General features: G+C 59.5%; 20 protein-coding genes. 8 read left to right on the top strand and 12 right to left on the bottom strand.

Annotation, left to right across the window (positions count from 1 at the left end; translation table 11 throughout):
* Window positions 1-9: 9 nt before the first annotated feature.
* Window positions 10-540: a DUF2059 domain-containing protein gene (locus tag ACA051_RS21095; protein WP_403107373.1), complete on the bottom strand. Its 531-nt coding sequence runs from the start codon at window positions 538-540 to the stop codon at window positions 10-12.
* 193 nt (window positions 541-733) lie between these two features.
* Between ACA051_RS21095 and ACA051_RS21100 the strand changes: the two genes are divergently transcribed.
* On the top strand, window positions 734-2,128 hold the full coding sequence (locus ACA051_RS21100) for a class II fumarate hydratase (protein WP_497375617.1): 1,395 nt from the start codon (window positions 734-736) through the stop codon (window positions 2,126-2,128).
* Between the two features lie 131 nt (window positions 2,129-2,259).
* Here the strand turns inward: ACA051_RS21100 and ACA051_RS21105 are convergent, their stop codons facing one another.
* Window positions 2,260-3,219, bottom strand: a complete 960-nt coding sequence (locus tag ACA051_RS21105; protein WP_497304466.1) for a DMT family transporter — start codon at window positions 3,217-3,219, stop codon at window positions 2,260-2,262.
* A gap of 211 nt (window positions 3,220-3,430) precedes the next feature.
* Here ACA051_RS21105 and ACA051_RS21110 point away from each other — a divergent pair, with 211 nt between their 5' ends.
* Window positions 3,431-3,625, top strand: a complete 195-nt coding sequence (locus tag ACA051_RS21110) for a DUF6316 family protein (RefSeq protein WP_497371774.1) — start codon at window positions 3,431-3,433, stop codon at window positions 3,623-3,625.
* Between the two features lie 122 nt (window positions 3,626-3,747).
* On the opposite strand, the gene ACA051_RS21115 is transcribed toward ACA051_RS21110, so the two are convergent.
* Window positions 3,748-4,932: a thiolase family protein gene (locus tag ACA051_RS21115; protein ID WP_497304469.1), complete on the bottom strand. Its 1,185-nt coding sequence runs from the start codon at window positions 4,930-4,932 to the stop codon at window positions 3,748-3,750.
* A gap of 102 nt (window positions 4,933-5,034) precedes the next feature.
* Window positions 5,035-6,558 carry a polyphosphate:AMP phosphotransferase gene (gene pap, locus ACA051_RS21120; RefSeq protein WP_497371776.1) on the bottom strand — a complete coding sequence of 508 codons (1,524 nt, stop codon included), beginning with the start codon at window positions 6,556-6,558 and terminating at the stop codon, window positions 5,035-5,037.
* 169 nt (window positions 6,559-6,727) lie between these two features.
* Here pap and mnmC point away from each other — a divergent pair, with 169 nt between their 5' ends.
* From mnmC to ACA051_RS21145, 5 genes are all read left to right on the top strand, one after another.
* Window positions 6,728-8,707, top strand: coding sequence for a bifunctional tRNA (5-methylaminomethyl-2-thiouridine)(34)-methyltransferase MnmC2/FAD-dependent 5-carboxymethylaminomethyl-2-thiouridine(34) oxidoreductase MnmC1 (mnmC, locus tag ACA051_RS21125; protein WP_497371778.1), 1,980 nt, complete (start codon window positions 6,728-6,730; stop codon window positions 8,705-8,707).
* Between the two features lie 219 nt (window positions 8,708-8,926).
* Entirely contained in the window at window positions 8,927-10,699 is a 1,773-nt protein-coding gene (locus ACA051_RS21130; protein WP_497304475.1) for an N-acetylglutaminylglutamine amidotransferase, read from the top strand.
* A 3-nt stretch (window positions 10,700-10,702) separates the two neighbouring features.
* Window positions 10,703-12,451 (top strand): N-acetylglutaminylglutamine synthetase, encoded by a 1,749-nt coding sequence (ngg, locus tag ACA051_RS21135; protein WP_497371780.1) that lies wholly within the window; start codon window positions 10,703-10,705, stop codon window positions 12,449-12,451.
* A 161-nt stretch (window positions 12,452-12,612) separates the two neighbouring features.
* Complete coding sequence (locus ACA051_RS21140; RefSeq protein ID WP_109633769.1) at window positions 12,613-13,803, top strand: osmoprotectant NAGGN system M42 family peptidase; 1,191 nt, start codon at window positions 12,613-12,615, stop codon at window positions 13,801-13,803.
* A 195-nt stretch (window positions 13,804-13,998) separates the two neighbouring features.
* Window positions 13,999-14,226, top strand: a complete 228-nt coding sequence (locus tag ACA051_RS21145) for a YheU family protein (RefSeq protein WP_010461751.1) — start codon at window positions 13,999-14,001, stop codon at window positions 14,224-14,226.
* Between the two features lie 5 nt (window positions 14,227-14,231).
* Here the strand turns inward: ACA051_RS21145 and csrA are convergent, their stop codons facing one another.
* From csrA to ACA051_RS21160, 3 genes are all read right to left on the bottom strand, one after another.
* Complete coding sequence (gene csrA / locus ACA051_RS21150) at window positions 14,232-14,417, bottom strand: carbon storage regulator CsrA (RefSeq protein WP_403107393.1); 186 nt, start codon at window positions 14,415-14,417, stop codon at window positions 14,232-14,234.
* A gap of 145 nt (window positions 14,418-14,562) precedes the next feature.
* On the bottom strand, window positions 14,563-14,895 hold the full coding sequence (locus ACA051_RS21155; protein WP_497371782.1) for a YnfA family protein: 333 nt from the start codon (window positions 14,893-14,895) through the stop codon (window positions 14,563-14,565).
* Between the two features lie 63 nt (window positions 14,896-14,958).
* Window positions 14,959-15,774 carry an SDR family oxidoreductase gene (locus ACA051_RS21160; RefSeq protein WP_497304480.1) on the bottom strand — a complete coding sequence of 272 codons (816 nt, stop codon included), beginning with the start codon at window positions 15,772-15,774 and terminating at the stop codon, window positions 14,959-14,961.
* A 280-nt stretch (window positions 15,775-16,054) separates the two neighbouring features.
* On the opposite strand from ACA051_RS21160, the gene ACA051_RS21165 reads away from it, so the two are divergent.
* Window positions 16,055-16,213, top strand: a complete 159-nt coding sequence (locus tag ACA051_RS21165) for a DUF3309 family protein (RefSeq protein WP_169858239.1) — start codon at window positions 16,055-16,057, stop codon at window positions 16,211-16,213.
* Between the two features lie 62 nt (window positions 16,214-16,275).
* On the opposite strand, the gene ACA051_RS21170 is transcribed toward ACA051_RS21165, so the two are convergent.
* The 5 genes from ACA051_RS21170 to ACA051_RS21190 form a co-directional block, all read right to left on the bottom strand.
* The gene (locus ACA051_RS21170; protein WP_497371784.1) at window positions 16,276-18,369 is read right to left on the bottom strand and encodes an LTA synthase family protein; all 2,094 of its coding nucleotides are present in this window, start codon (window positions 18,367-18,369) and stop codon (window positions 16,276-16,278) included.
* Window positions 18,370-18,636: 267 nt separating this feature from the next.
* Window positions 18,637-19,242, bottom strand: a complete 606-nt coding sequence (locus tag ACA051_RS21175) for an START domain-containing protein (protein ID WP_497371786.1) — start codon at window positions 19,240-19,242, stop codon at window positions 18,637-18,639.
* A 41-nt stretch (window positions 19,243-19,283) separates the two neighbouring features.
* Window positions 19,284-19,538, bottom strand: coding sequence for a YkgJ family cysteine cluster protein (locus ACA051_RS21180; RefSeq protein ID WP_497304486.1), 255 nt, complete (start codon window positions 19,536-19,538; stop codon window positions 19,284-19,286).
* Between the two features lie 166 nt (window positions 19,539-19,704).
* Window positions 19,705-20,193 carry a translation initiation factor 2 gene (locus ACA051_RS21185; RefSeq protein WP_497304487.1) on the bottom strand — a complete coding sequence of 163 codons (489 nt, stop codon included), beginning with the start codon at window positions 20,191-20,193 and terminating at the stop codon, window positions 19,705-19,707.
* 89 nt (window positions 20,194-20,282) lie between these two features.
* Entirely contained in the window at window positions 20,283-21,722 is a 1,440-nt protein-coding gene (locus ACA051_RS21190; RefSeq protein WP_109633782.1) for an aminotransferase-like domain-containing protein, read from the bottom strand.
* Window positions 21,723-21,798: the final 76 nt, after the last annotated feature.

Raw genomic sequence — 21,798 nt, forward strand, 5'->3', positions numbered from 1 at the left:
GGGCTCCGCTTAAGGCTTTTTCTTGGCAGCAGGAGCAGCAGCGCCGGCTTTAGGATCCAGCTCGTTAGTCATGTCAGCCAGCAGTTTGTTGACCACAGGCACCGCGCTTTCCAGCTTGGCTTGAGTCATCTGGGCCGATTGCTGAGTCAGCTGCGGCATTTTTTCCAGGACTTTCTTGCCCAGTGGCGACTTGTAGAACGCAACCAAGTCTTTCAGCTCGGATTCGCTGAAGTTGGTGGTGTAGAGCTTGACCATGTCCGGCTTGAGCTTGTTCCAGCCAATGGCTTGGTCCAGCGCGGCGTTGGCTTTGGCCTGGTAGGTTTCCAGCAAGGCTTTTTTCGATTCAGGGGCTTTGGTCTGTTCAAAGCGCTGAGCAAACATTTGCTGCACTTGCATGTACACCGGAGTGCCCAATTTGTCAGCGTGCGCCAGGGTCAGGAAAGCTTCGGCACTGGCGTTGTGGCTGGCGGTATCGGCAAAAACAGGGCCGCTGGCGCAAACCAGTGCAACCGCGGTACAGATGGCACGAAGACGAGTCATCGAGTTTCCTTTTCTAGCAGGCGAGGTCATTACCCCAAGGGCGACCATTCTGCACCTAAAAAAGTGTGTCACTCAACCCCAAGCCTTGTCAGGCCTGAATTAGAGGGGTTGAACGGTCAAAATCCAGACTGATGGAACCACGGCCGGCGATCACGGCCTAAACTGCGCTATCAGACCTACAGGAGTGTGCATGATGAGCCGTATCGAAACCGACAGCCTTGGCCAGGTGGAAGTCCCGGATGAGGCCTATTGGGGCGCTCAGACGCAACGCTCGCTGATTAATTTCGCCATTGGCAACGAACGCATGCCCCTGGCCGTGCTGCACGCACTGGCCCTGATCAAGAAAGCCGCGGCGCGGGTCAATGACCGCAACGGCGACCTGCCCGCCGACATCGCCCGCCTGATCGAACAGGCCGCCGACGAAGTGCTCGACGGCAGCCACGACGACCAGTTCCCGCTGGTGGTCTGGCAGACCGGCAGCGGCACCCAGAGCAACATGAACGTCAACGAAGTGATCGCCGGCCGCGCCAACGAACTGGCCGGCAACCCCCGTGGAGGCAAAACCCCGGTTCACCCCAACGATCACGTCAACCGCTCCCAAAGCTCCAATGACTGCTTCCCGACCGCCATGCACATTGCCGCCGCCCAGGCGGTGCAGCAGCATTTGCTGCCGGCGATCAGTGAACTCTCCGGCGGCTTGGCCGAGTTGGCGGCGCGGCACATGAAATTGGTCAAGACCGGCCGCACCCACATGATGGACGCCACGCCGATCACCTTCGGCCAGGAACTCTCGGCGTTCATCGCGCAACTGGATTACGCCGAACGGGCCATCCGCAGCGCACTGCCGGCGGTCTGTGAACTGGCGCAGGGCGGCACCGCGGTCGGCACCGGGCTGAACTCGCCCCACGGTTTTGGTGAAGCGATCGCCGCAGAGTTGGCCGCCCTCTCCGGCCTGCCGTTCGTCACCGCACCGAACAAGTTCGCCGCGCTGGCCGGCCATGAGCCGCTGACCACCCTGTCGGGCGCGTTGAAAACCCTCGCCGTGACCCTGATGAAAATCGCCAACGACCTGCGTCTGCTGGGTTCCGGGCCGCGCGCCGGTTTTGCCGAAGTGAAACTGCCGGCCAACGAACCGGGCAGCTCGATCATGCCGGGCAAGGTCAATCCAACCCAGTGTGAAGCGCTGTCGATGCTGGCGTGCCAGGTCCTGGGCAACGACGTCGCCATTGGTTTTGCGGCGAGTCAGGGGCACTTGCAACTGAACGTGTTCAAACCGGTGATCATCCACAACCTGCTGCAATCGATCCGCCTGCTCGGCGATGGCTGCAGCAACTTCCAGCAGCATTGCATCGCCGGGCTTGAACCGGACGCGGCGAAAATGGCTGAGCACCTGGAGCGTGGGTTAATGCTGGTGACCGCGCTGAACCCGCACATCGGCTACGACAAATCGGCGGAGATTGCCAAGAAGGCTTACAGCGAGGGGCTGACCTTGCGAGAGGCGGCGTTGCAGCTGGGGTATCTGACGGATCAAGAGTTTGATGCGTGGGTAAGGCCGGAGAATATGTTGGAAGCCGGTGCCAAGGGCTGAATTTTGTAGCGCCTGACAGTCAGTCTTCGCGGGCAAGCCTCGCTCCTACAGGTTTTGTGTCAATCCTGAATATTGTGATCGACACAAAACCTGTAGGAGCGAGGCTTGCCCGCGAAGAACGATAACTCGGTCTAACTGGCCGCCATCCGTACCTTTCGGGCCCTGAGCCCGGCAATCAACGACGGCCCAAGGGCCACCAACGCCGACCCCACCACCACCAACACCGCCCCGCCATACCCCAGGCCATTGATCGTCTCGGCATGCACATATTCCGGCCATGCCCACGCCGCCACGGCCACCGCGCCAAACGTCACCAACGGCGTAATCGCCAGCGTCGCACTGACTCGCGAAGCTTCCCAATGGGCCAGCGCTTCGGCAAAGGCGCCGTAGGCGATCAAGGTGTTCATGCAGCACGCCAGCAGCAACCAGCCTTGCAACGGGCTCAACTGCATCGCCTCCAGCGGATGCACCCAAGGCGTCAGCAACAGCGCGCAGAACAGGTAGATCACCATCATCACCTGCAACGAGTTCCATACCGTCAGCAATTGCTTCTGCCCCAGTGCGTAAAACGTCCAGACCGTCGAGGCCAGAAGCACCAGCAACACGCCGGCGGTGTAATCGGTCAGCGAGGTCAACAACTCGGCCAGGCGTTGATTAAAGAACAGCGCGAAACCGATCAGCAGCACCAGCAGACCAATCCCCTGCCCCACACTGAAGCGTTCCTTGAACACAAACAGACTGGCGATCAGCAACATGATCGGGCCCATCTGCACCACCAACTGCGCGGTGCCGGGGCTGAGCAGGTTCAGGCCCATCAGGTACAGCACGTAGTTGCCGACCAGGCCAAGCACCGCCATCAACACCAGCCAGCCGCCACGGGGACCGAGAACCTTGCGGCTGGGCAGGCGTCTGGTCGCCGCCAGATAGATGAACAGGCAGCCACCGGACACCGTCAGGCGAAACCAGGTCACCGTCACCGGGTCCATCACCAGCAGGACTTGTTTGAGTTTGATCGGCAGGATTCCCCACAGCAGCGCGGTCAACAAGGCCAGGAACAAGCCGTAAACCCAGCGACCGGAAGAAATGTGCATGCGAACCCCAAAGCCAGATGGCAAGAAACACCATTCTAGGCGCAGACCCCGGCCCGACACAGGGACAGTTGGCGACGGGCCGCGAATGAAACTGTGCAGGTCGCACCATTAAATTGGCGATGTGCCGTCGATCAGTTGGCCAGGCGCTGCAAGTGGTTCATGCATAAGCTCATCGGATCCACCCACAAGAACATCCTTGAGGAGACCCGCCATGTACGGCATGCGCGCCCAGGACACCGCCCCCTCCACGCACTTTCGCTGCGACCGGTTGTGTCGTGTGAATGGGGAACTATTTTTCAGCACCCGGGAAAACACGCTGGAGGGGCCGTTTGATAATCCGCTGGCGGCTGAGCGGGAGATTCAGGCGTACATAGAGCGGATGCAGATTTCGGGTGCAAGGGGTTAGACCGAGGCGCTGCCATCGTGAGCAGGCTCGCTCCCACACTGGATCTGCGTAGCGCATCAGATCACTGTGGGAGCGAGCCTGCTCGCGATGGCGGTTAATCAGACAGCAGGCGTCTTCTAGCCTTAACGCACCGCTTCAAACAACCCCGTCGCACCCATCCCGCCACCTACGCACATGGTGACGACTCCATACCGCAAATTGCGCCGCTGCAACTCACGCACAAGATGCCCGACCTGACGCGAACCCGTCATGCCGAACGGATGGCCGATGGAAATCGAGCCGCCATTGACGTTGTACTTGTCGTTATCGATCTCCAGGCGATTGCGGCTGTACAGGCACTGCGAAGCGAATGCTTCGTTGAGCTCCCACAGATCAATGTCGGCCACCTGCAACCCCTTGGCCTTGAGCAATTTCGGCACCGAAAACACCGGACCGATGCCCATCTCGTCCGGAGCACACCCGGCCACCGTGAAACCACGGAAGAACGCCTTGGGTTTGAGTCCCAGCGCCAGGGCTTTTTCCAGGCTCATGACCAGCGTCATCGAAGCCCCATCGGACAGTTGCGACGAGTTACCCGCCGTCACCGAACCATCCTCGGTAAACACCGGTTTCAACCCGGCCAGGCTTTCCAGCGTGGTGTCCGGGCGGTTGCAGTCGTCGCGGTCGACGATCCCGTCGAGGATCTGGATCTGACCGGTGGCCTTGTCTTCAACCCGATACTTCACCGCCATCGGCACGATTTCGTCATCGAACAATCCAGCGGCCTGAGCCTGAGCCGTGCGCTGCTGACTTTGCAATGCGTACAGATCCTGCTCCTGGCGACTGACGCTGTAACGGCGCGCGACGATTTCGGCGGTCTGGCCCATCGGGAAATAGATGCCAGGCACCTGCTCTTTCAGGAGTGGGTTGATCAGGTTGTCGGTGTTGACGCTTTTCATGGTCAGGCTGATGGACTCGACGCCACCGGCCACGATGATGTCGCTGCAGCCCGACGCGATCTGGTTAGCGGCAATGGCGATGGCCTGCAAGCCCGACGAGCAGAAACGGTTGAGGGTCATGCCCGCGGTGCCGATGCCCAAACGCGACAACACCGCGACGTTGCGACCGATGTTGTAACCCTGAGCGCCTTCGTTGGAGCCCGCACCGACGATGCAATCCTCGACGCTGGCCGGGTCGATGCCAGTGCGCGCCAACAACGCATCGACACAATGCGCCGCCATGTCATCCGGACGGGTCTGGTTGAATTTGCCGCGAAAGGATTTGGCCAGGCCGGTCCGCACGCTGTCGACGATCACCACTTCACGCATGGCATACCTCATTGTTGTTGTCGGTTGAGAGTGGACCGAGCATAAGTCCACCCCATAACCGACCGCGACAATCATTCACCCCGCGTATGCGTAACCATCGGCTCACGACTTGCGTTTTTTGGTCTTCTTGTCGTGTTTGTCTGATTTCTCGAACGCTTCTTCCAGCGCCAGGTTGATCGTGCGCAGGACCTTGACCCGGGCCCAGCGTTTGTCGTTGGCCTCCACCAGGGTCCACGGCGAGATTTCCGTGCTGGTGCGGTCAACCATGTCGCCGACGGCCGCGCGGTAGGCGTCCCACTTGTCCCGGTTGCGCCAGTCGTCTTCAGTGATCTTGAAACGCTTGAAGGGGATTTCTTCCCGCGCCTGGAATCGCTCCAGTTGCGTCTCCTTATCGATGGCCAGCCAGAACTTGACCACGATGAGGCCAGACTCGGAAATCTGCTCTTCGAAATCGTTGATCTCGCTGTAGGCCCGCAGCCAGTCCGCGGGCGGACAGAAGCCCTCAACGCGCTCGACCAATACCCGGCCATACCACGAGCGATCGAATACGGTGAACTTGCCCTTGGCCGGAAGGTGCCGCCAGAAGCGCCACAAATACGGTTGCGCCCGTTCCTCCTCGGTAGGCGCGGCAATCGGCACGATGCTGTACTGGCGAGGATCGAGCGCCGCGGCAACTCGCCGAATCGCCCCTCCCTTGCCCGCCGCGTCATTACCTTCGAACACCGCGATCAAGGCATGTTGACGCATGCGTTTGTCACGCATCAGACCCGAGAATCGCGCCTGCTCGGTAATCAGTTGCTCTTCGTAATCGTCCTTGTCCAGGCATTGGCTCAAGTCGAGGCTGTCGAGCAGGTTGAGCTGATCGACATGGATTGGCAGCGGCGCAGCGTTGACCTTGGCGGGATGGATTCTGGATCGCTTCAAGGCACTTTGCAGGCCTTCGAGCAGGATCTTACCCACCGCCAGACTGCGGTAATGCGCATCCACGCCTTCAATCACATGCCAAGGCGCGTAGTCGCGGCTAGTGCGGCGCAACACACGCTCGCCGTACTTCACGAACTTGTCGTAGGTCTGGGACTGTTGCCAGTCCAGCGGACTGATGCGCCAGCTGTGCAAGGGGTCGTCAGCAAGTGCCTTGAGACGCGCCTTCATCTGCTTCTTGGAGAGGTGAAACCAGAATTTGAAAATCAGCGCGCCTTCGTCGCAGAGCATTTTTTCAAAGCGCTCGGACTGGTTGATCGCCTGATCCAGCACCGCGTCCTTGAACTCCCCATGGACCCGGCCCTGGAGCATCTGGCTGTACCAGTTGCCGAAGAAAATCCCCATGCGCCCCTTGGCCGGGAGCATCCGCCAGTACCGCCAGGCCGGTGGTCGCGCCAGCTCTTCATCGGTCTGCTGGTCGAAGGTGCGGACTTCGATCAGCCGCGGGTCCATCCACTCGTTGAGCAACTTGACCGTCTCGCCCTTGCCCGCGCCTTCAATGCCGTTGATCAGGACGATCACCGGAAAGCGCTTTTGCTGTTGAAGTTCGAACTGCGCTTCGAGTAACGCTTCGCGCAGTGCCGGTTCTTCAGCTTCGTAGGTTTCTTTGTCGATGGCGTGACCGATTTCAGCAGATTCGAACATGGACGACTCCCTTTCCAGATTGAGCAAGACTAGCGGATTGGGCCCATAGTCATCACAGAAAATTCCCTGCAGCTGGGCTTTTGTGGCAATTGTCACTGACACGTGCCACGGATCAAGCATCGCCACCTCGATCAGCTAGAATGGCCGCCTTGCCGTTGCCGAGCCTGCCATGAAACCTGTATTGCCTCACGCCGAACTCGACTGGGACGACCAGGGTCGCCCGTATTCGCGGGTGTTCGACGATGTCTATTTTTCGGACAAGTCAGGCCTTGAAGAGACCCGCTACGTATTTCTCGAACAGAACGGTTTGCGTGAACGTTTCGCCGCGTTGCCGGACGGTGGTCGATTGGTCATTGGCGAAACCGGTTTCGGCACTGGTTTGAATTTTTTGTGCGCCTGGCAGTTGTTCGAACAGCACGCAGCGGCCGGTGCGCGCCTGCACTTTGTCAGCGTCGAAAAGTACCCGCTGAGCCAGCCAGACTTAGAGCGTGCCCTGGCCTTGTGGCCGGAGCTCAAGTCGTTTGCCGATCAATTACTGAAGCAATACGTGGCGATCCATCAAGGCTTCCAGCGCCTGGTTCTGGACAACGGTCGCGTGACCCTGACGCTGCTGATCGGCGACGCGCTGGAGCAATTGCCGCAACTGGACGCACAGATTGATGCATGGTTTCTCGACGGCTTTGCCCCGGCGAAAAACCCCGACATGTGGACCGCCGAACTGTTTGCCGAGCTGGCAAGGCTGGCCGCGCCCGGCTCGACCCTCAGCACCTTCACCAGCACCGGTTGGGTTCGCCGACTATTGAACGCGGCGGGCTTCAAGATGAAGCGCACGCCCGGTATCGGCCACAAATGGGAAATCCTGCGCGGCGTGTTTCTGGGCTGGCCTGAAGACGCCCCCGCGCCTGTCGTGGCGAAACCCTGGTTTGCCCGTCCAACGCCGTTGACCGGCGAACGTCACGCCCTGGTGATTGGCGCAGGCCTGGCCGGTTGCGCCACCGCCGCCAGCCTGGCGGCGCGGGGCTGGCAAGTCAGTTTGCTGGAACGGCACGATGCGTTGGCACAGGAAGCGTCGGGCAATCCACAGGGCGTGTTGTACCTCAAGCTTTCGGCCCATGGCACGGCATTGTCACAGTTGATTGTCAGTGGTTTCGGTCACACCCGGCGTTTACTTGAGCACTTGCACCGAGGCGTCGACTGGGACGATTGCGGTGTGCTGCAACTGGCCTTCAACGCCAAGGAAGCCGAACGTCAGGCACAACTGGCGGCTGCGTTTCCCGAGGATTTGCTGCACACACTCGATCAGGAACACGCGCAGATCCGCGCGGGCATCGCGTTGCAATCGGGCGGCCTGTTTTACCCCGAGGGCGGTTGGGTGCATCCGCCCGCCCTGTGCGCATGGCAAGCGGCGCATCCGAATATCCGGCTCCTGACCCATCACGATGTACTTGAACTGCGTCGTGTGGAAGGGCAATGGCAAGCGTGGGAGAGTCACAGGTTGCTGGCCAACGCACCGGTGGTGGTGCTGGCCGGTGCTGCCGAGATCAAGCGTTTCGGCTTCAGCAGCGACTTGCCACTCAAACGTATTCGCGGACAGATCACTCGCTTGCCGCAAACGCCTGCAAGCCAAAGCCTGAGCACCGTAGTGTGCGCCGAAGGTTATGTCGCACCGGCCCGTCTGGGCGAACACACCCTGGGTGCAAGTTTCGACTTCCACAACGACGACCTGACGCCGACCACGGCCGAGCATGCCGGCAACCTGCAGATGCTCGAGGAAATCTCCGTGGACCTGGTCGCCCGACTCGGCGCAGAGGCCTTGCGACCCGAGACACTTGGAGGTCGCGCGGCGTTCCGCTGCACCAGCCCCGATTACCTGCCAATTGTCGGCCCTTTGTCAGACAGTCTGGCCTTCGCCGACGCCTACATCGCCCTGAGCAAGGATGCCCGACAAACGCCGGACATCCCTTGCCCATGGCTGGACGGCTTGTACGTCAACAGCGGCCACGGTTCGCGAGGGCTGATCACCGCGCCGTTGTCAGGCGAGTTGCTGGCTGCCTGGCTCGACAACGAACCGCTGCCATTGCCCAGAGCCGTGGCCGAGGCGTGTCATCCGAACCGCTTTGCCTTGCGCCGTTTGATTCGAGGTAAATGAATCGACTCAACTGTGCGTAAGTGCGCAGACACCCTGTTTAACCTATTCATGTACCGCACATGGCCTGCCGTTTTGGGTTAATGGCGCACGCCTGCGTATTCCCTCTTATTACTTATCGATCTAAAACTCCCACGATCCCTCCGGGTCAGTTTCTGAGTACCCGTCATTTTGGCCGGGTATCGATTGACCCTCCCCAACGGAAAAACCGGTAAGGACTTTATGTGCGGATTAGCTGGCGAGTTACGCTTTGATCATCAACCTGCGGACCTTGCAGCCGTTGAACGAATCACCCATCACCTGGCCCCTCGCGGCCCTGACGCGTGGGGATTTCACAGCCAGGGGCCGATTGCCCTGGGCCACCGTCGCCTGAAAATCATGGACCTGTCGGACGGCTCGGCGCAGCCGATGGTCGACAACCAACTGGGTTTGTCCCTGGCCTTCAATGGCGCGATCTACAACTTCCCGGAACTGCGCACCGAACTGGAAAGCCTCGGTTATGCCTTCTATTCCGGTGGCGACACCGAAGTGCTGCTCAAGGGTTATCACGCCTGGGGCGAAGCGCTGCTGCCCAAACTCAATGGCATGTTTGCCTTCGCCATCTGGGAGCGAGACGCCAAGCGCCTGTTTATCGCGCGTGACCGTCTCGGCGTGAAACCGCTGTACCTGTCGCGCACCGGCCAGCGCCTGCGTTTTGCCTCGGCGTTGCCGGCGCTGCTCAAGGGCGGTGATATCAACCCGATCCTCGACCCGGTGGCGCTTAATCACTACTTGAATTTCCACGCGGTGGTTCCCGCCCCGCGCACCTTGCTGGCCGGCATCGAAAAACTGCCACCCGCGACCTGGATGCGCATCGAAGCAGACGGCACCACCGAGCAGAAAACCTGGTGGACCCTGCCCTACGGCCCCCACGCCGACGAGATGAATCTGACACTCGAAGACTGGCGTGACCGCGTACTCGACAGCACCCGCGACGCGGTGGCGATTCGTCAACGGGCGGCCGTGGATGTCGGCGTACTGCTTTCGGGCGGTGTCGATTCGAGCATGCTGGTGGGTCTGTTGCGTGAAGTCGGCGTGGAAAACCTGTCGACCTTCTCCATCGGTTTCCAGGATGCCGGCGGTGAACGCGGCGATGAGTTCCAGTATTCGGACTTGATCGCCAAACACTACAACACGCAGCACCATCAACTGCGCATCGACGAGAAAGAGATCATCGAGCAATTGCCCGCGGCGTTCCGCGCCATGAGCGAGCCGATGGTCAGCCATGACTGCATCGCCTTCTACTTGCTGTCTCGGGAAGTGGCCAAGCATTGCAAAGTGGTGCAGAGCGGCCAGGGCGCGGACGAGTTGTTCGCCGGTTATCACTGGTATCCACAAGTTGATGGCGCCGCCGATCCTTACGCAGCCTATCGCGATGCGTTCTTCGACCGCAGCTACGAGGATTACGCCGCCACCGTGCAACCGAAATGGCTGACGGCCAATGACGCTGCCGGTGACTTCGTGAAGGAGCATTTCGCACAGCCCGGCGCCGATGCGGCGGTGGATAAAGCCCTGCGTCTGGACAGCACGATCATGTTGGTAGACGACCCAGTCAAACGTGTCGACAACATGACCATGGCCTGGGGCCTGGAAGCGCGCACCCCGTTTCTCGACTATCGCCTGGTGGAATTGTCGGCCCGGGTGCCGGGCAAATTCAAACTGCCGGACGGCGGCAAGCAAGTCTTGAAAGAAGCCGCGCGGCTGGTGATTCCGAGTGAAGTGATTGACCGCAAGAAAGGTTACTTTCCGGTGCCGGGCCTCAAGCATTTGCAGGGCGATACGTTGAACTGGGTGCGCGACCTGCTGCTCGATCCAAGCCAGGATCGCGGCCTGTTCAACCCGGCCATGCTTGACCGTCTGCTGACCGATCCGCAAGGACAGTTGACCCCGTTGCGCGGCTCCAAGCTGTGGCAATTGGCGGCCCTGAACCTGTGGCTCAGTGAACAAGGAATCTGATCGATGAAACCCCACGCCACGGCTTATAGCCAACGCTTGTTGCGCGGTCAGTCGCCCTCCTATGAACGTTTGCAGGCACGCCTGGCCGAAGACGGCAGTGAACTCAGCGCCGCGCCGATTGCTGTGCATTGCGGTTGGGGCCGGTTGCTGATCGGCCATACCTTTCCCGACCCGGCAAGTCTTGCGCAGGAGCTGCTGAATGAGCAGCCCGGTGAACGCGACATCGCCCTGTATGTCGCCGCGCCTCAGCAAGTGCTGGGGTTGGAGCCGGTCCAACTGTTTCTCGACCCTTCCGACACCTTGCGCCTTTGGTTCAGTGATTACCGTCAGGCCACGCGGGTGTTTCGCGGCTTTCGCATTCGCCGTGCCCAGAGTGACGCAGACTGGCAGGCGATCAATCAGTTGTATCAGGCGCGCGGCATGTTGCCGATTGATGCGAATTTGCTGACCCCGCGTCACCTGGGTGGCCCGGTGTATTGGCTGGCGGAAGACGAGGACAGCGGCGCAATCATTGGCAGCGTGATGGGCCTCAATCATCACAAGGCGTTCAACGACCCAGAGAACGGCAGCAGCCTGTGGTGCCTGGCGGTCGATCCGCACTGCTCGCGGCCCGGCGTCGGTGAAGTGCTGGTGCGGCATTTGATCGAACACTTCATGAGCCGTGGCCTGAGTTACCTCGACCTCTCGGTGTTGCACGACAACCGGCAGGCGAAAAGTCTTTACGCCAAACTGGGCTTTCGCAACCTGTCGACCTTCGCCATCAAGCGCAAGAACGGCATCAATCAGCCGCTGTTTCTTGGCCCCGGGCCTGAAGCCGAGTTCAACCCGTATGCGCGGATCATTGTAGAGGAAGCCCATCGACGTGGCATCGATGTGCACGTCGATCACGCCGACGCCGGGATGTTCACCCTCAGTCATGGCGGGCGACGGGTGCGTTGCCGCGAATCCCTGAGCGACCTGACCAGCGCCATCAGCATGACCCTGTGCCAAGACAAAAGCCTGACGCACAAAGTGCTCAAGGCCGCCGGTTTGAACCTGCCCTCGCAGCAAATGGCCGGCAACGCCGACGACAACCTGGCGTTTCTCGATGAGCACGAGCGAGTGGTCGTGAAGCCTCTGGATGGCGAGCAAGGTCAAGGCGTCGCGGTGGATTTGCGGACCATCGAAGAGGTCCAGCACGCGATCGAAGCCGCCCGACAGTTCGACAGCCGCGTGCTGCTGGAAAGTTTCCACGAAGGTCTCGACTTGCGGATTGTGGTGATCGGTTTCGAGGTGGTCGCCGCGGCGATTCGCCGGCCCGCCGAGGTGGTGGGCGATGGTCAACATTCCATCGGTGCGCTGATCGAAGCGCAGAGTCGGCGTCGGCAGGCGGCCACCAGCGGTGAAAGCAAAATCCCGCTGGACCATGAGACCGAGCGCACGCTGCAGGCGGCGGGTTATGACTACAACAGTATTCTGCCGGCCGGTGAGCATCTGTTCGTCAGGCGTACCGCGAATCTTCATACCGGCGGTGTCCTTGAGGATGTCACAGCGATTTTGCATCCGACCCTGGTGGATGCGGCGGTGCGCGCGGCGCGGGCGCTGGATATTCCCATGGTCGGGCTCGACCTGATGGTGCCTGCTGCCGACCAACCGGCGTATGTGTTTATCGAAGCCAACGAACGCGCCGGGCTGGCCAACCATGAACCGCAGCCGACGGCCGAGCGGTTTGTGGATTTGTTGTTTCCGCATAGCCAGCCGGCTGTTTCCTAATCATGTGTCGTCTGGACTGACGCCTTCGCGGGCAAGCCTCGCTCCTACAAAGGAACGCGTATTACCTGTAGGAGCGAAGCTTGCTCGCGAAGGCGTCAGGTCAGGCACCCAACTTTTCCTTCATCGAAACCATCGATGTTCTTTACTCATCAGGAGTTTCCATGACCAGCAAAATCCCGGAACCGGATCTCAACTACTTGCAAAAAGTCCTGCTGGAAATGCTCGCCATTCCCAGCCCGACCGGCTTCACCGACACCATCGTGCGGTACGTTGCCGAACGCCTCGAAGAGCTGGGTATTCCCTTCGAAATGACTCGGCGCGGCACGATCCGCGCGACCCTCAAGGGCAAGAAAAACAGCCCGGACCGTGCGGTCTCCGCTCACCTCGACACCATCGGCGCCGCGGTTCGCGCGGTGAAAGACAATGGTCGCCTGACGCTCGCCCCGGTCGGTTGCTGGTCCAGTCGTTTTGCCGAGGGCAGCCGCGTCAGCCTGTTCACCGACAACGGGGTGATTCGCGGCAGCGTGTTACCGCTGATGGCTTCCGGGCACGCATTCAACACTGCGGTGGATGAAATGCCGATCAGTTGGGATCACGTCGAATTACGTCTGGACGCTTACTGCGCCACACGCGCCGACTGCGATTCCCTGGGGATCAGCGTGGGCGATTTCGTCGCCTTCGACCCGCTGCCGGAGTTCACTGAAAGCGGCCATATCAGCGCCCGTCACCTCGACGACAAGGCCGGTGTTGCGGCGCTGCTGGCGGCAATGAAGGCGATCATCGACAGCGGCGAGGAGTTGATGATCGATTGTCATCCGCTGTTCACCATCACCGAGGAAACCGGCAGCGGTGCGGCGGCCGCCTTGCCCTGGGACGTCAGCGAATTCGTCGGCATCGACATCGCGCCGGTTGCGCCCGGCCAGCACTCCAGTGAACACGCGGTGAGCGTGGCGATGCAGGATTCCGGCGGACCTTACGACTATCACCTGTCGCGGCACTTGCTCAGATTGGCCAGTGAAAACGAGTTGCCGGTGCGCCGCGACCTGTTTCGCTATTACTTCAGCGATGCGCATTCGGCGGTCACCGCCGGGCACGACATCCGCACCGCCCTGCTCGCCTTCGGCTGCGATGCTACTCACGGTTACGAGCGCACGCACATCGATAGCCTGGCGGCGCTGAGTCGTCTACTCGGCGCCTACATTCTGAGCCCGCCGGTATTTGCCAGTGATGCGCAGCCGGCGAAGGGCTCGCTGGACCGGTTCAGTCATCAGATCGAGCATGACACGCAGATGGAAAGCGATACGCGGGTGCCGTCGGTGGACAGTCTGGTGGGGCAGCGAACAGATAGCTGACCCTGGCTTTTTCATCGCCTGATACACCGCCTTCGCGGGCAAGCCTCACTCCTACAGGTTATGTGTCGATGCGCGAAACCTGTAGGAGCGAGGCTTGCCCGCGAAGGCGGTGTATCAGGCGCCACAATCATGTCCCGGGCTAGCCGCAACCGATCATTCGCCGTAGCATCGCGCCATTGTTTAGCCGAGGTGCCTATGCTGATTCCCTACGACCAACTTGAAGTCGACACCCTGACCCGCCTGATCGAGGATTTCGTGACCCGCGACGGTACGGACAATGGTGACGACACACCGCTTGAAACCCGCGTATTGCGTGTTCGCCAGGCATTGACCAAGGGGCAGGCGCTGATCGTTTTTGATCCGGACAGCGAGCAATGCCAGTTGATGCTCAAGCACGATGTGCCCAAGCACCTGTTCGACTGAGGCGTTCAGCGTCCTTTGGTTTTCGCCAGTTTGACCTGGATGCGATCGTAGACCTCGGCCCGATGCACATTGACGTTTTGTGGCGCTTCGACACCGAAGCGCACGCTGCCTCCGTTGACGGCGATGATGCGCACTGAAATGTTGTCACCGATGGAAATCATCTCGCCCACAACGCGACTGAGTACAAGCATGGCATTCATCCTTCAGGGTTACCGGCCCTTGAAGATGCCCGTGGCACAGCCGCTCTTCAATGCAACGACAACAAATCAGTCCCGCCCTACAACGCAGGACGATCCCGCCTTACGGAAACGTCTGACAAATCGTTTGACTGCCCCTTCAGGAAGCAGAGAAACGCGGGCCGAACAGAATCACACTGGCGCCAATCACGCACAGCGCCACACCCAGCCAGTCCGAGCCCAGGGGACGAATCCGCTCGACCACCGCCAGCCAACCGATCGACGCGACGATGTAAATGCCCCCATAGGCGGCATAGGCCCGACCGGCGTAAGTCGCCTCGACACGGGTCAGCAACAGCGCGAATAACGTCAGGCTGAGCAGTGCCGGCATCACCCACCAAATGCTTTTACCTTGGCGCAGCCACATCCAGAACGCGAAGCAGCCGGCGATTTCGAACAGCGCCGCGAGGAAAAACCACAGGTAATTGAGCATGCAGACGTCTCGTGAGGATGGCCGTTGCGGCCACCCTAACGACGGTGTTGCGCACGGGCAAGTTCAGCCTGCGTTTTGTTTGGCTTTGGCGCGCATTTTGTCGGCCATGACGGTCATTTCGTTGTAGAGCAGTTGCGGGTTTTTCTGCTTCAGCGCCCAGGCCATGCGTCCCTGCTCGTGGGGCAGAATCATGAATTCACCGGCGGCGACATGCTTGTAGATGTAATCGGCGATGTCGGTTGCGGTGATCGGCGAACTTTCCAGCAATTTGCCGACCTGGGCTTTCATGGCCGGAGTCGGGCCACGGAAGGAATCCAGCAGGTTGGTCTGGAAGAACGACGGACAAACTACATGCACGCCCACTTCCTGCTGCGCCAGTTCGACCAGCAGGCTTTCGGACAGGGCCACTACGCCGGCCTTGGCCACGTTGTAGTTGCTCATGGCCGGACCTTGCATCAGGGCAGCCATGGACGCGATGTTGATGATCTTGCCTTTGCTTTTTTCCAGCAGCGGCAGGAAGGCCTTGCAGCCCTTGACCACGCCCATCAGGTTGATCGCGATCTGCCAGTCCCAATCCTCCAGGGACAGTTCACTGAAGAACCCGCCCGACGCCACGCCGGCGTTGTTGACGATGACATCGATGCCGCCAAGCTTCTCTTCGCACGCTTGGGCGAAGGCCGTCAGCTGGCTGTAATCGCGCACATCGCAACGCTGGATAAAACCGTCGCCACCCGCTTCGCGAACCAGTTTAAGGGTTTCCTGCAGACCGGGCTCGCTGACATCCGACAAGGCCAACTGCCAGCCTTCACGCGCCCAGCGCAGCGCGATTTCGCGACCTAAGCCTGAGCCCGCGCCAGTGATCATCATGCGATTTTGCATAGCAAACAGCCTTGTTGTTCCGGGGAAGATGCGCTGAGTGTAGCGAAGGACATTGCACGACCCACGCTCCATCAGATTGCTGAATGGCCCGCTCAAACCGTGACCGTGACTGAATCAACTAACGCTGCAAAAAACGAAATAAGCCTTTCTTCGAAAAACATTAAAAAACTTTGGAATTTTCTTGCCCTCGCGACAGTCGGATTTTGTAAGCAGCTCGGGTTTATTGCATTCCAGCTGACAGTTAAACGCCGGGTAATTCCAGAACACTTCCAACAAGGAAATAGACATGGGCACAATTCTTATCGTTATTCTGATCCTGTTGCTGGTAGGTGGTTTGCCGGTCTTCCCACACTCCAGAAGTTGGGGTTATGGCCCGTCCGGTATCATCGGCGTGGTGTTGGTAGTGCTGTTGATCCTGCTGTTACTCGGCAAAATATAAAGATCTAACAGGCAAAAAAAGAGGCCCTTGAAAAAGGGCCTCTTTTTTATTGCGCCGAAAACTTAGTCCGGCGTGCCGTCAACCACACCGGCGGTGTTGTCGATCAGGCTCTTGGTGGCCGTCTGGATGAACGACTCGAGTTTTTGCTTGAGGGCCGCTTCGTCAGCCGACGCCGGAATCAGTTCGCCCCTCGGGTTGGCACCCAGTTCGTACTGATACAACTTGGGCGGCATTTCCTTAGGCAGTACCAACACGCGATCCGCGGTCAGCAACGCTACGGTCTGATCGCTGCCCGATGGCTTGATCACGCCGAAGCCCTTGTCGCCTTCGGGCAAGTTCAGCAAGTCACGACCCCAGCACTGGTGAATCACGTCGCCACCGATACGCCCCATGATGGTCGGCACGATATCGATCTGGGTGCCCACGGTGTGGTCAACCTGACCAAATTTGTCCTGCACGCCCGGCCCGATCAACAGCATCGGTACATTGAAACGACCCAGGTCCATTTCGGTGATCTGCTGCTCGTTGCCGAAACCGTGGTCGCCGACCACCACGAACAGGGTTTCCTTGAAGTACGGCTCTTTACGCGCCTGCTCGAAGAATTGACCCAGCGCCCAGTCGGAGTAGCGCATGGCGGTCAAATGTTCGTTGAGGCTGCCACGATCGGTCACGCGCTCGACCGGCAAAGGCGTCGGCAAGGCGTAAGGCGTGTGGTTGGACAGGGTTTGCAGCAAAGCATAGAACGGTTTTTTGTCCTTGCCGTCGCGGGCTTTCAACTCTTCCAAACCACGGTTGAACATGTCCTGGTCGGACACGCCCCAGGTCGGGTCGGAGAACACCGGGTTGACGAAGTCGTTACGCCCGATGAAGTTGGTCATGCCCTGGTTGCTGAAGAAACCCGACTGGTTGTCCCAGGCGAAGTCGCCGTTGTAGACGTACACATCGTCGTATTCACGGGCGCTGAGCAACTGTGGCAGGCCGGACAGTTTGTGGCTGCCTTCCGGGGTCTGCATCAGGTATTCGAAACCCGGCAGGTTCGGGAAGCAGGCCATGGTGGCGAACATGCCCTGGTGGGTGTGGGTGCCGTTGGAGAAGAAGCGGTCGAACAACAGGCCTTCTTTCGACAGCTTGTCAAAGTACGGCGTGACGTTACCCGGACGACCCAGCGCGCCCACCGAGTGACCGGCAAAGCTTTCCATCAGGATCACAACGACGTTCTTGATCGGCAGGGTTTTTTCAGCGGCCGGAGAGTAGTTACGACGCACGGCGGCGGTTTCCCCATCCACCAGTTTGTCGCTTGGGGTCAGCAACATATCGCGGACGGTCTGCTGAGCCACTGGCTGTTCCACCGTGGCTTTCCAGATGTTGTCGCGATCTTCGGACATCCGGCTCTTGGCCGCCGCGATCAGCGACAAGGTGCCGTTGAGGCCCAACTGGTTGGCGAAGTTCGAGTCGGTGGTGTAGACGTCACCCCAACGCATCGGCGGGCCCTGACGCAGGGTGCCACGAGCGGCGACCACGCAGACCAGCAGGCAAACCACGAACACGACGCTTCGCGTATACCACGGGGCGATCTGACGTGTACCGATGCTGCCGCCACTGAACGGACCGCGAGGACGGGTCGCGCGGTCGGCGCCCTTGAACGCGAGGGTCAGGATCAACGTGCCGAAAGCCCAGGCCAGCAGGTAGCGAACCACAGGAAACCCGTACCAGAGCATGCTCATCACGGTTTTCGGATCTTCCTTCACGTACTGGAAGACCAGGCCATTGAGGCGCTGGTGGAACTCACGGTAGAAATCCATCTCCATCAGGCCGAGGAACAGCGCGATGCTCGAGGCGATGGTCAGCCAGAAGCGGAAGAACCCGCGAGCGGCCATGGCCCGGGCGCTGAACAGTGCCAGTATCAGCGGAATGCAGAGGTAGACCACCAGGCGCAGGTCGAAACGCAGACCATTGGCGAACGCCTCGATAAAGGTCGAGGCTGGTGAATCCTGGATCATTTCGCGGTTGTAGACCAGCAGCGCAACGCGCAGCAGGCTGAACATGACCATCATGACCAAGGCGCACAGCAGCGTGTAGGCCAGGTGCGATTTGACGGTCGGTTGCAGCAGGCGACTAGAAGCTCGCTGCTGACTCAGGGCGTCCGGGTTTGCCATGTCGTTTTAGGACCCATTGGAAGTTGAAGTTTCAAAAATAAAGCGGCGCCCTGCCCTCTGTTGGCCAGTTCTCGGCCCCGGGGCTTGCGCGGTGCGCAAATGTTGCACGATCACCCGCAGCATTGCCATTGATTAGTGCCCGGCATGCTGACGCGGGCGAATTGTCTTGGAGGCATTGTGAAAATTTCGTGCAACGTATATCTGGAAACAAAATAATCGCAAAAACAAACGCCCCGAACAGTCGGGGCGTTCTATGAAACAGCGCGCTTATTTCTCTGCGCGTTCCTTCAGGGCTTTCAGGGTGTTGAACGGCGCATCGACCACGAACTTGTTGGCGACCATCGATGGGATGCTGCCGCCTGGCTCAGTGTGCACCTGGTAGGTCACTTCGATCTGGTCACCCTTGGGGACGAACTTCCAGAAACCGTCGATCTTGGTGACTCGCACGAAACCTTTTTCTTCCGGAATGTACTTCGGCACGCCTTCGAGCTTGCGGGTCAGGCTGCCGTCGGCGCCTTCGGTGGTGGTGATATGCAGCACCGAATCACGCGGGGTCACCGGCCACGGGGTATTGAACTGGGTGTAGGTCCAGCTCTGATCGCCTTCGTGCTTGAGCAGCTTCTGCATTTTGCACTCGTGAATCCAGGCGCAGGCGCCTGCTACGTCTTCCTGCAGTGCGCGCAATTTGGCCATGGTGGTTTTCATCAGGGTAACACCCTGGTAGGCCTTGTAATCGGAACCGGCCACTTCACTCAGGGACACCTTGATGCCGCCTTCATTCTTGGCGACTTTCCAGTCTTCGGCCTGTGCGGCGGTGGTTGCCAGCACAACCGTCAAACCACACAGCACAGCCATACGATGCAGTGAACCCATAGTCTTATTCCTTATTGTTGAAGTTCCGTTCGTAGAACACATCACGCGGCCGTCATTTGCTCCCACCATCCCAGCAACTTGATCGCTTCGTCACCGCTGCTTCCGCAGACTTCGACGTCGGCTTCAAACGCCGAACACACGGCAGGACGCTGTGGATCGCCGAAAATACTGCACAGGTTATCGACAGACAGTTGAACGCAACGTTCGCCAGCGACTTTGCCATTGGGCATGCCGGGAATCGGTGAACTGATGGAAGGGGCAATGCAACAGGCGCCACAGCCTTCACGGCATTTCATGACGACAAGCTCCTCTCGACGGGCGATGTGTTAATGGACGGGGCACAGAGTAACCGCTAAAACAGCTGTTTAAAATTACCTGGACCGGGGTTTTTGCGCTCAAACGGATGTGACTGACCAGTCTCCGACAAAGCGTCTGGGTCGCGGGTCACCAATCAGCGAAGATTTACTGTTTGAACTCGAAATCCAGCGCTGCGCCTTCGACGTCCCGACGTTCCTCATTGCGCAGTTGCAACTGCATTTCGTTGCTGAGCAGCCGTCCGTTGAGCTGAAACTGACTGTTCTTGTCACCGAACATCTGCGGCAATACGGCGTCGCGCCGTGGCAAAGGGACCGTTCCGACCGGTTTCAGCTCTTCGACCATGTCTTTAGGCAGGCTCAGGTCCAGATCGGCGGAAGGCAACTGGGTTTTCACGACTTCGCTGGCCGGTTTCGACTTGGAAGCAATCGGCGGACGTTTTTTCAGCACCGCCGGTTTCTTTTTGGCCGGCGCGGCATTCTTTTTGACCGCCTCGGCTTTCTTGACGGGTGCTGTTTTTTTCGAGGTGACGCTGGCTGCCGGTTTTTCCGGAGTCGAAGCCGCCATAACGCCTTGGGCATTAACGGTCAAGAAGAGGCAGATCGATAGGCAGGCGGCAGGAAAAAACGGTTTCATGGACCCAACGACGCTAACGACAGAGGGCCATATGCTCGCCTGTTGTACGCAACATGACAAGCACGTGTACGAAACGACCGACGTGCTTGTCAGAAACCGCTGGCCGTCTCCTGACACAGCTGAGTCGCCAACATTCCCAACGTCATCAATGCCCGCTCGGCTTCACGGTTCCAGGGCGTTCCACAGTTCAGGCGAATGCAGTGATTGAACTGCTCGGTGTTACTGAAAATCAGCCCCGGCGCGATACTGATGCCCTGCTGCAACGCACGCACATGCAGTTCCTGAGTGTTGACCCGCCCCGGCAGGCTGACCCACAGAATGAAGCCGCCGGTCGGCCGGGTCATCTGCGTGCCTTCCGGGAAATATTGCTGCACGGCCAACTGGAAGGCGCTGAGATTTTTACGGTACTCCTGCCGGATGTAGCGCAAGTGACGATCGTATCCACCGTTTTCCAGATAGGCCGCGATACCCATCTGGGTGACGCTGCACGCCGAATGCGTGCTGAACGTCTGCAAACGCTGAATCTCTTGCTGGTATTTGCCGGCAATCATCCAGCCAATCCGCACACCCGGCGACAGGGTCTTGGAGAAGCTCGAGCAATAAATAACCCGATCCAGCCGGTCGTAGGCCTTTAGCGATTTGGTCCGGCCTTGTTCGAACATCAACTCGCCGTAGATATCGTCTTCAACGATCTGGATATCGAAATCCGAGGCCAGGCGCAGCAGTTGTTTCTGCCGCTCTTCGGGCATGGTGCCGCCCAGTGGATTACTCAGACGCGTGGTCAGTACCAGCGCCTTTATCGACCACTGATTGGCTGCCAATTGCAGGGCTTCGAGGCTCATCCCGGTCGCCGGGTCGCTGGGGATCTCGATGACTTTGAGGCCCAGCAGGTCGGCCAGTTGCAGCAAACCATAATAAGTCGGCGATTCGGCGGCGATCAGGTCGCCCGGACGGGTCAGCACACGAAGAGACATCTGCAATGCATCGACACAGCCGTGGGTGATCACCACTTCGGACGGATCAACCACCACGCCGGCATCACGCATGCGGATCGCCACCTGTCGGCGCAACGGTTCAAAACCGGGGCTGAACATGTAACTGAAGGCACGCGGGCTATGGAAACGGGTGACCTTGGCCAATTGCTGATGCAAGGCGCGGACCGGCAGATAATCGACGCTGGGCACGGCCGCGCCCAAGGGGAAAACGCCCTCGCGGCGGGATTCCACCAACACTTGCTGAATGATGCTGCTGCGGGTGACCAGACCGGGCCGCTCGACCCGGGCGATGTCCGGCGTTGGCGCCGTCAGGGCCGGGGTCTGGTGCACGTAGTAACCCGACTGCGGTCGTGCGCGGATCAGCCCTTGATCCTCGAGATTGGCATAAGCCTGCAAAACAGTCGCATGGCTGACGTTGAGCTGCGAGCTCATCTTGCGTACCGAAGGCACGCGTTCCCCCGGTTGATAGACACCACGGCGGATGTCTTCGGCCAGTTGCTGAGCAATACGTTGGTAGAGCAAAAGATTGGTCATGACGCAGCACTCGATTTCACGGGCATTTTATTCTTGTGTGAAACAATACCGGAACAGTTTAGAAGTGTACTGGGAC

This window comes from Pseudomonas sp. LBUM1669 (assembly GCF_059695705.1).

Excerpts from the sequence above, each read along its gene's own strand:
- ACA051_RS21095 (WP_403107373.1), bottom strand. The coding sequence starts at position 540 with ATGACTCGTCTTCGTGCCATCTGTACCGCGGTTGCACTGGTTTGCGCC.
- ACA051_RS21100 (WP_497375617.1), top strand. The coding sequence starts at position 734 with ATGAGCCGTATCGAAACCGACAGCCTTGGCCAGGTGGAAGTCCCGGAT.
- ACA051_RS21105 (WP_497304466.1), bottom strand. The coding sequence starts at position 3,219 with ATGCACATTTCTTCCGGTCGCTGGGTTTACGGCTTGTTCCTGGCCTTG.
- ACA051_RS21110 (WP_497371774.1), top strand. The coding sequence starts at position 3,431 with ATGTACGGCATGCGCGCCCAGGACACCGCCCCCTCCACGCACTTTCGC.
- ACA051_RS21115 (WP_497304469.1), bottom strand. The coding sequence starts at position 4,932 with ATGCGTGAAGTGGTGATCGTCGACAGCGTGCGGACCGGCCTGGCCAAA.
- pap (WP_497371776.1), bottom strand. The coding sequence starts at position 6,558 with ATGTTCGAATCTGCTGAAATCGGTCACGCCATCGACAAAGAAACCTAC.
- mnmC (WP_497371778.1), top strand. The coding sequence starts at position 6,728 with ATGAAACCTGTATTGCCTCACGCCGAACTCGACTGGGACGACCAGGGT.
- ACA051_RS21130 (WP_497304475.1), top strand. The coding sequence starts at position 8,927 with ATGTGCGGATTAGCTGGCGAGTTACGCTTTGATCATCAACCTGCGGAC.
- ngg (WP_497371780.1), top strand. The coding sequence starts at position 10,703 with ATGAAACCCCACGCCACGGCTTATAGCCAACGCTTGTTGCGCGGTCAG.
- ACA051_RS21140 (WP_109633769.1), top strand. The coding sequence starts at position 12,613 with ATGACCAGCAAAATCCCGGAACCGGATCTCAACTACTTGCAAAAAGTC.
- ACA051_RS21145 (WP_010461751.1), top strand. The coding sequence starts at position 13,999 with ATGCTGATTCCCTACGACCAACTTGAAGTCGACACCCTGACCCGCCTG.
- csrA (WP_403107393.1), bottom strand. The coding sequence starts at position 14,417 with ATGCTTGTACTCAGTCGCGTTGTGGGCGAGATGATTTCCATCGGTGAC.
- ACA051_RS21155 (WP_497371782.1), bottom strand. The coding sequence starts at position 14,895 with ATGCTCAATTACCTGTGGTTTTTCCTCGCGGCGCTGTTCGAAATCGCC.
- ACA051_RS21160 (WP_497304480.1), bottom strand. The coding sequence starts at position 15,774 with ATGCAAAATCGCATGATGATCACTGGCGCGGGCTCAGGCTTAGGTCGC.
- ACA051_RS21170 (WP_497371784.1), bottom strand. The coding sequence starts at position 18,369 with ATGGCAAACCCGGACGCCCTGAGTCAGCAGCGAGCTTCTAGTCGCCTG.
- ACA051_RS21175 (WP_497371786.1), bottom strand. The coding sequence starts at position 19,242 with ATGGGTTCACTGCATCGTATGGCTGTGCTGTGTGGTTTGACGGTTGTG.
- ACA051_RS21180 (WP_497304486.1), bottom strand. The coding sequence starts at position 19,538 with ATGAAATGCCGTGAAGGCTGTGGCGCCTGTTGCATTGCCCCTTCCATC.
- ACA051_RS21185 (WP_497304487.1), bottom strand. The coding sequence starts at position 20,193 with ATGAAACCGTTTTTTCCTGCCGCCTGCCTATCGATCTGCCTCTTCTTG.
- ACA051_RS21190 (WP_109633782.1), bottom strand. The coding sequence starts at position 21,722 with ATGACCAATCTTTTGCTCTACCAACGTATTGCTCAGCAACTGGCCGAA.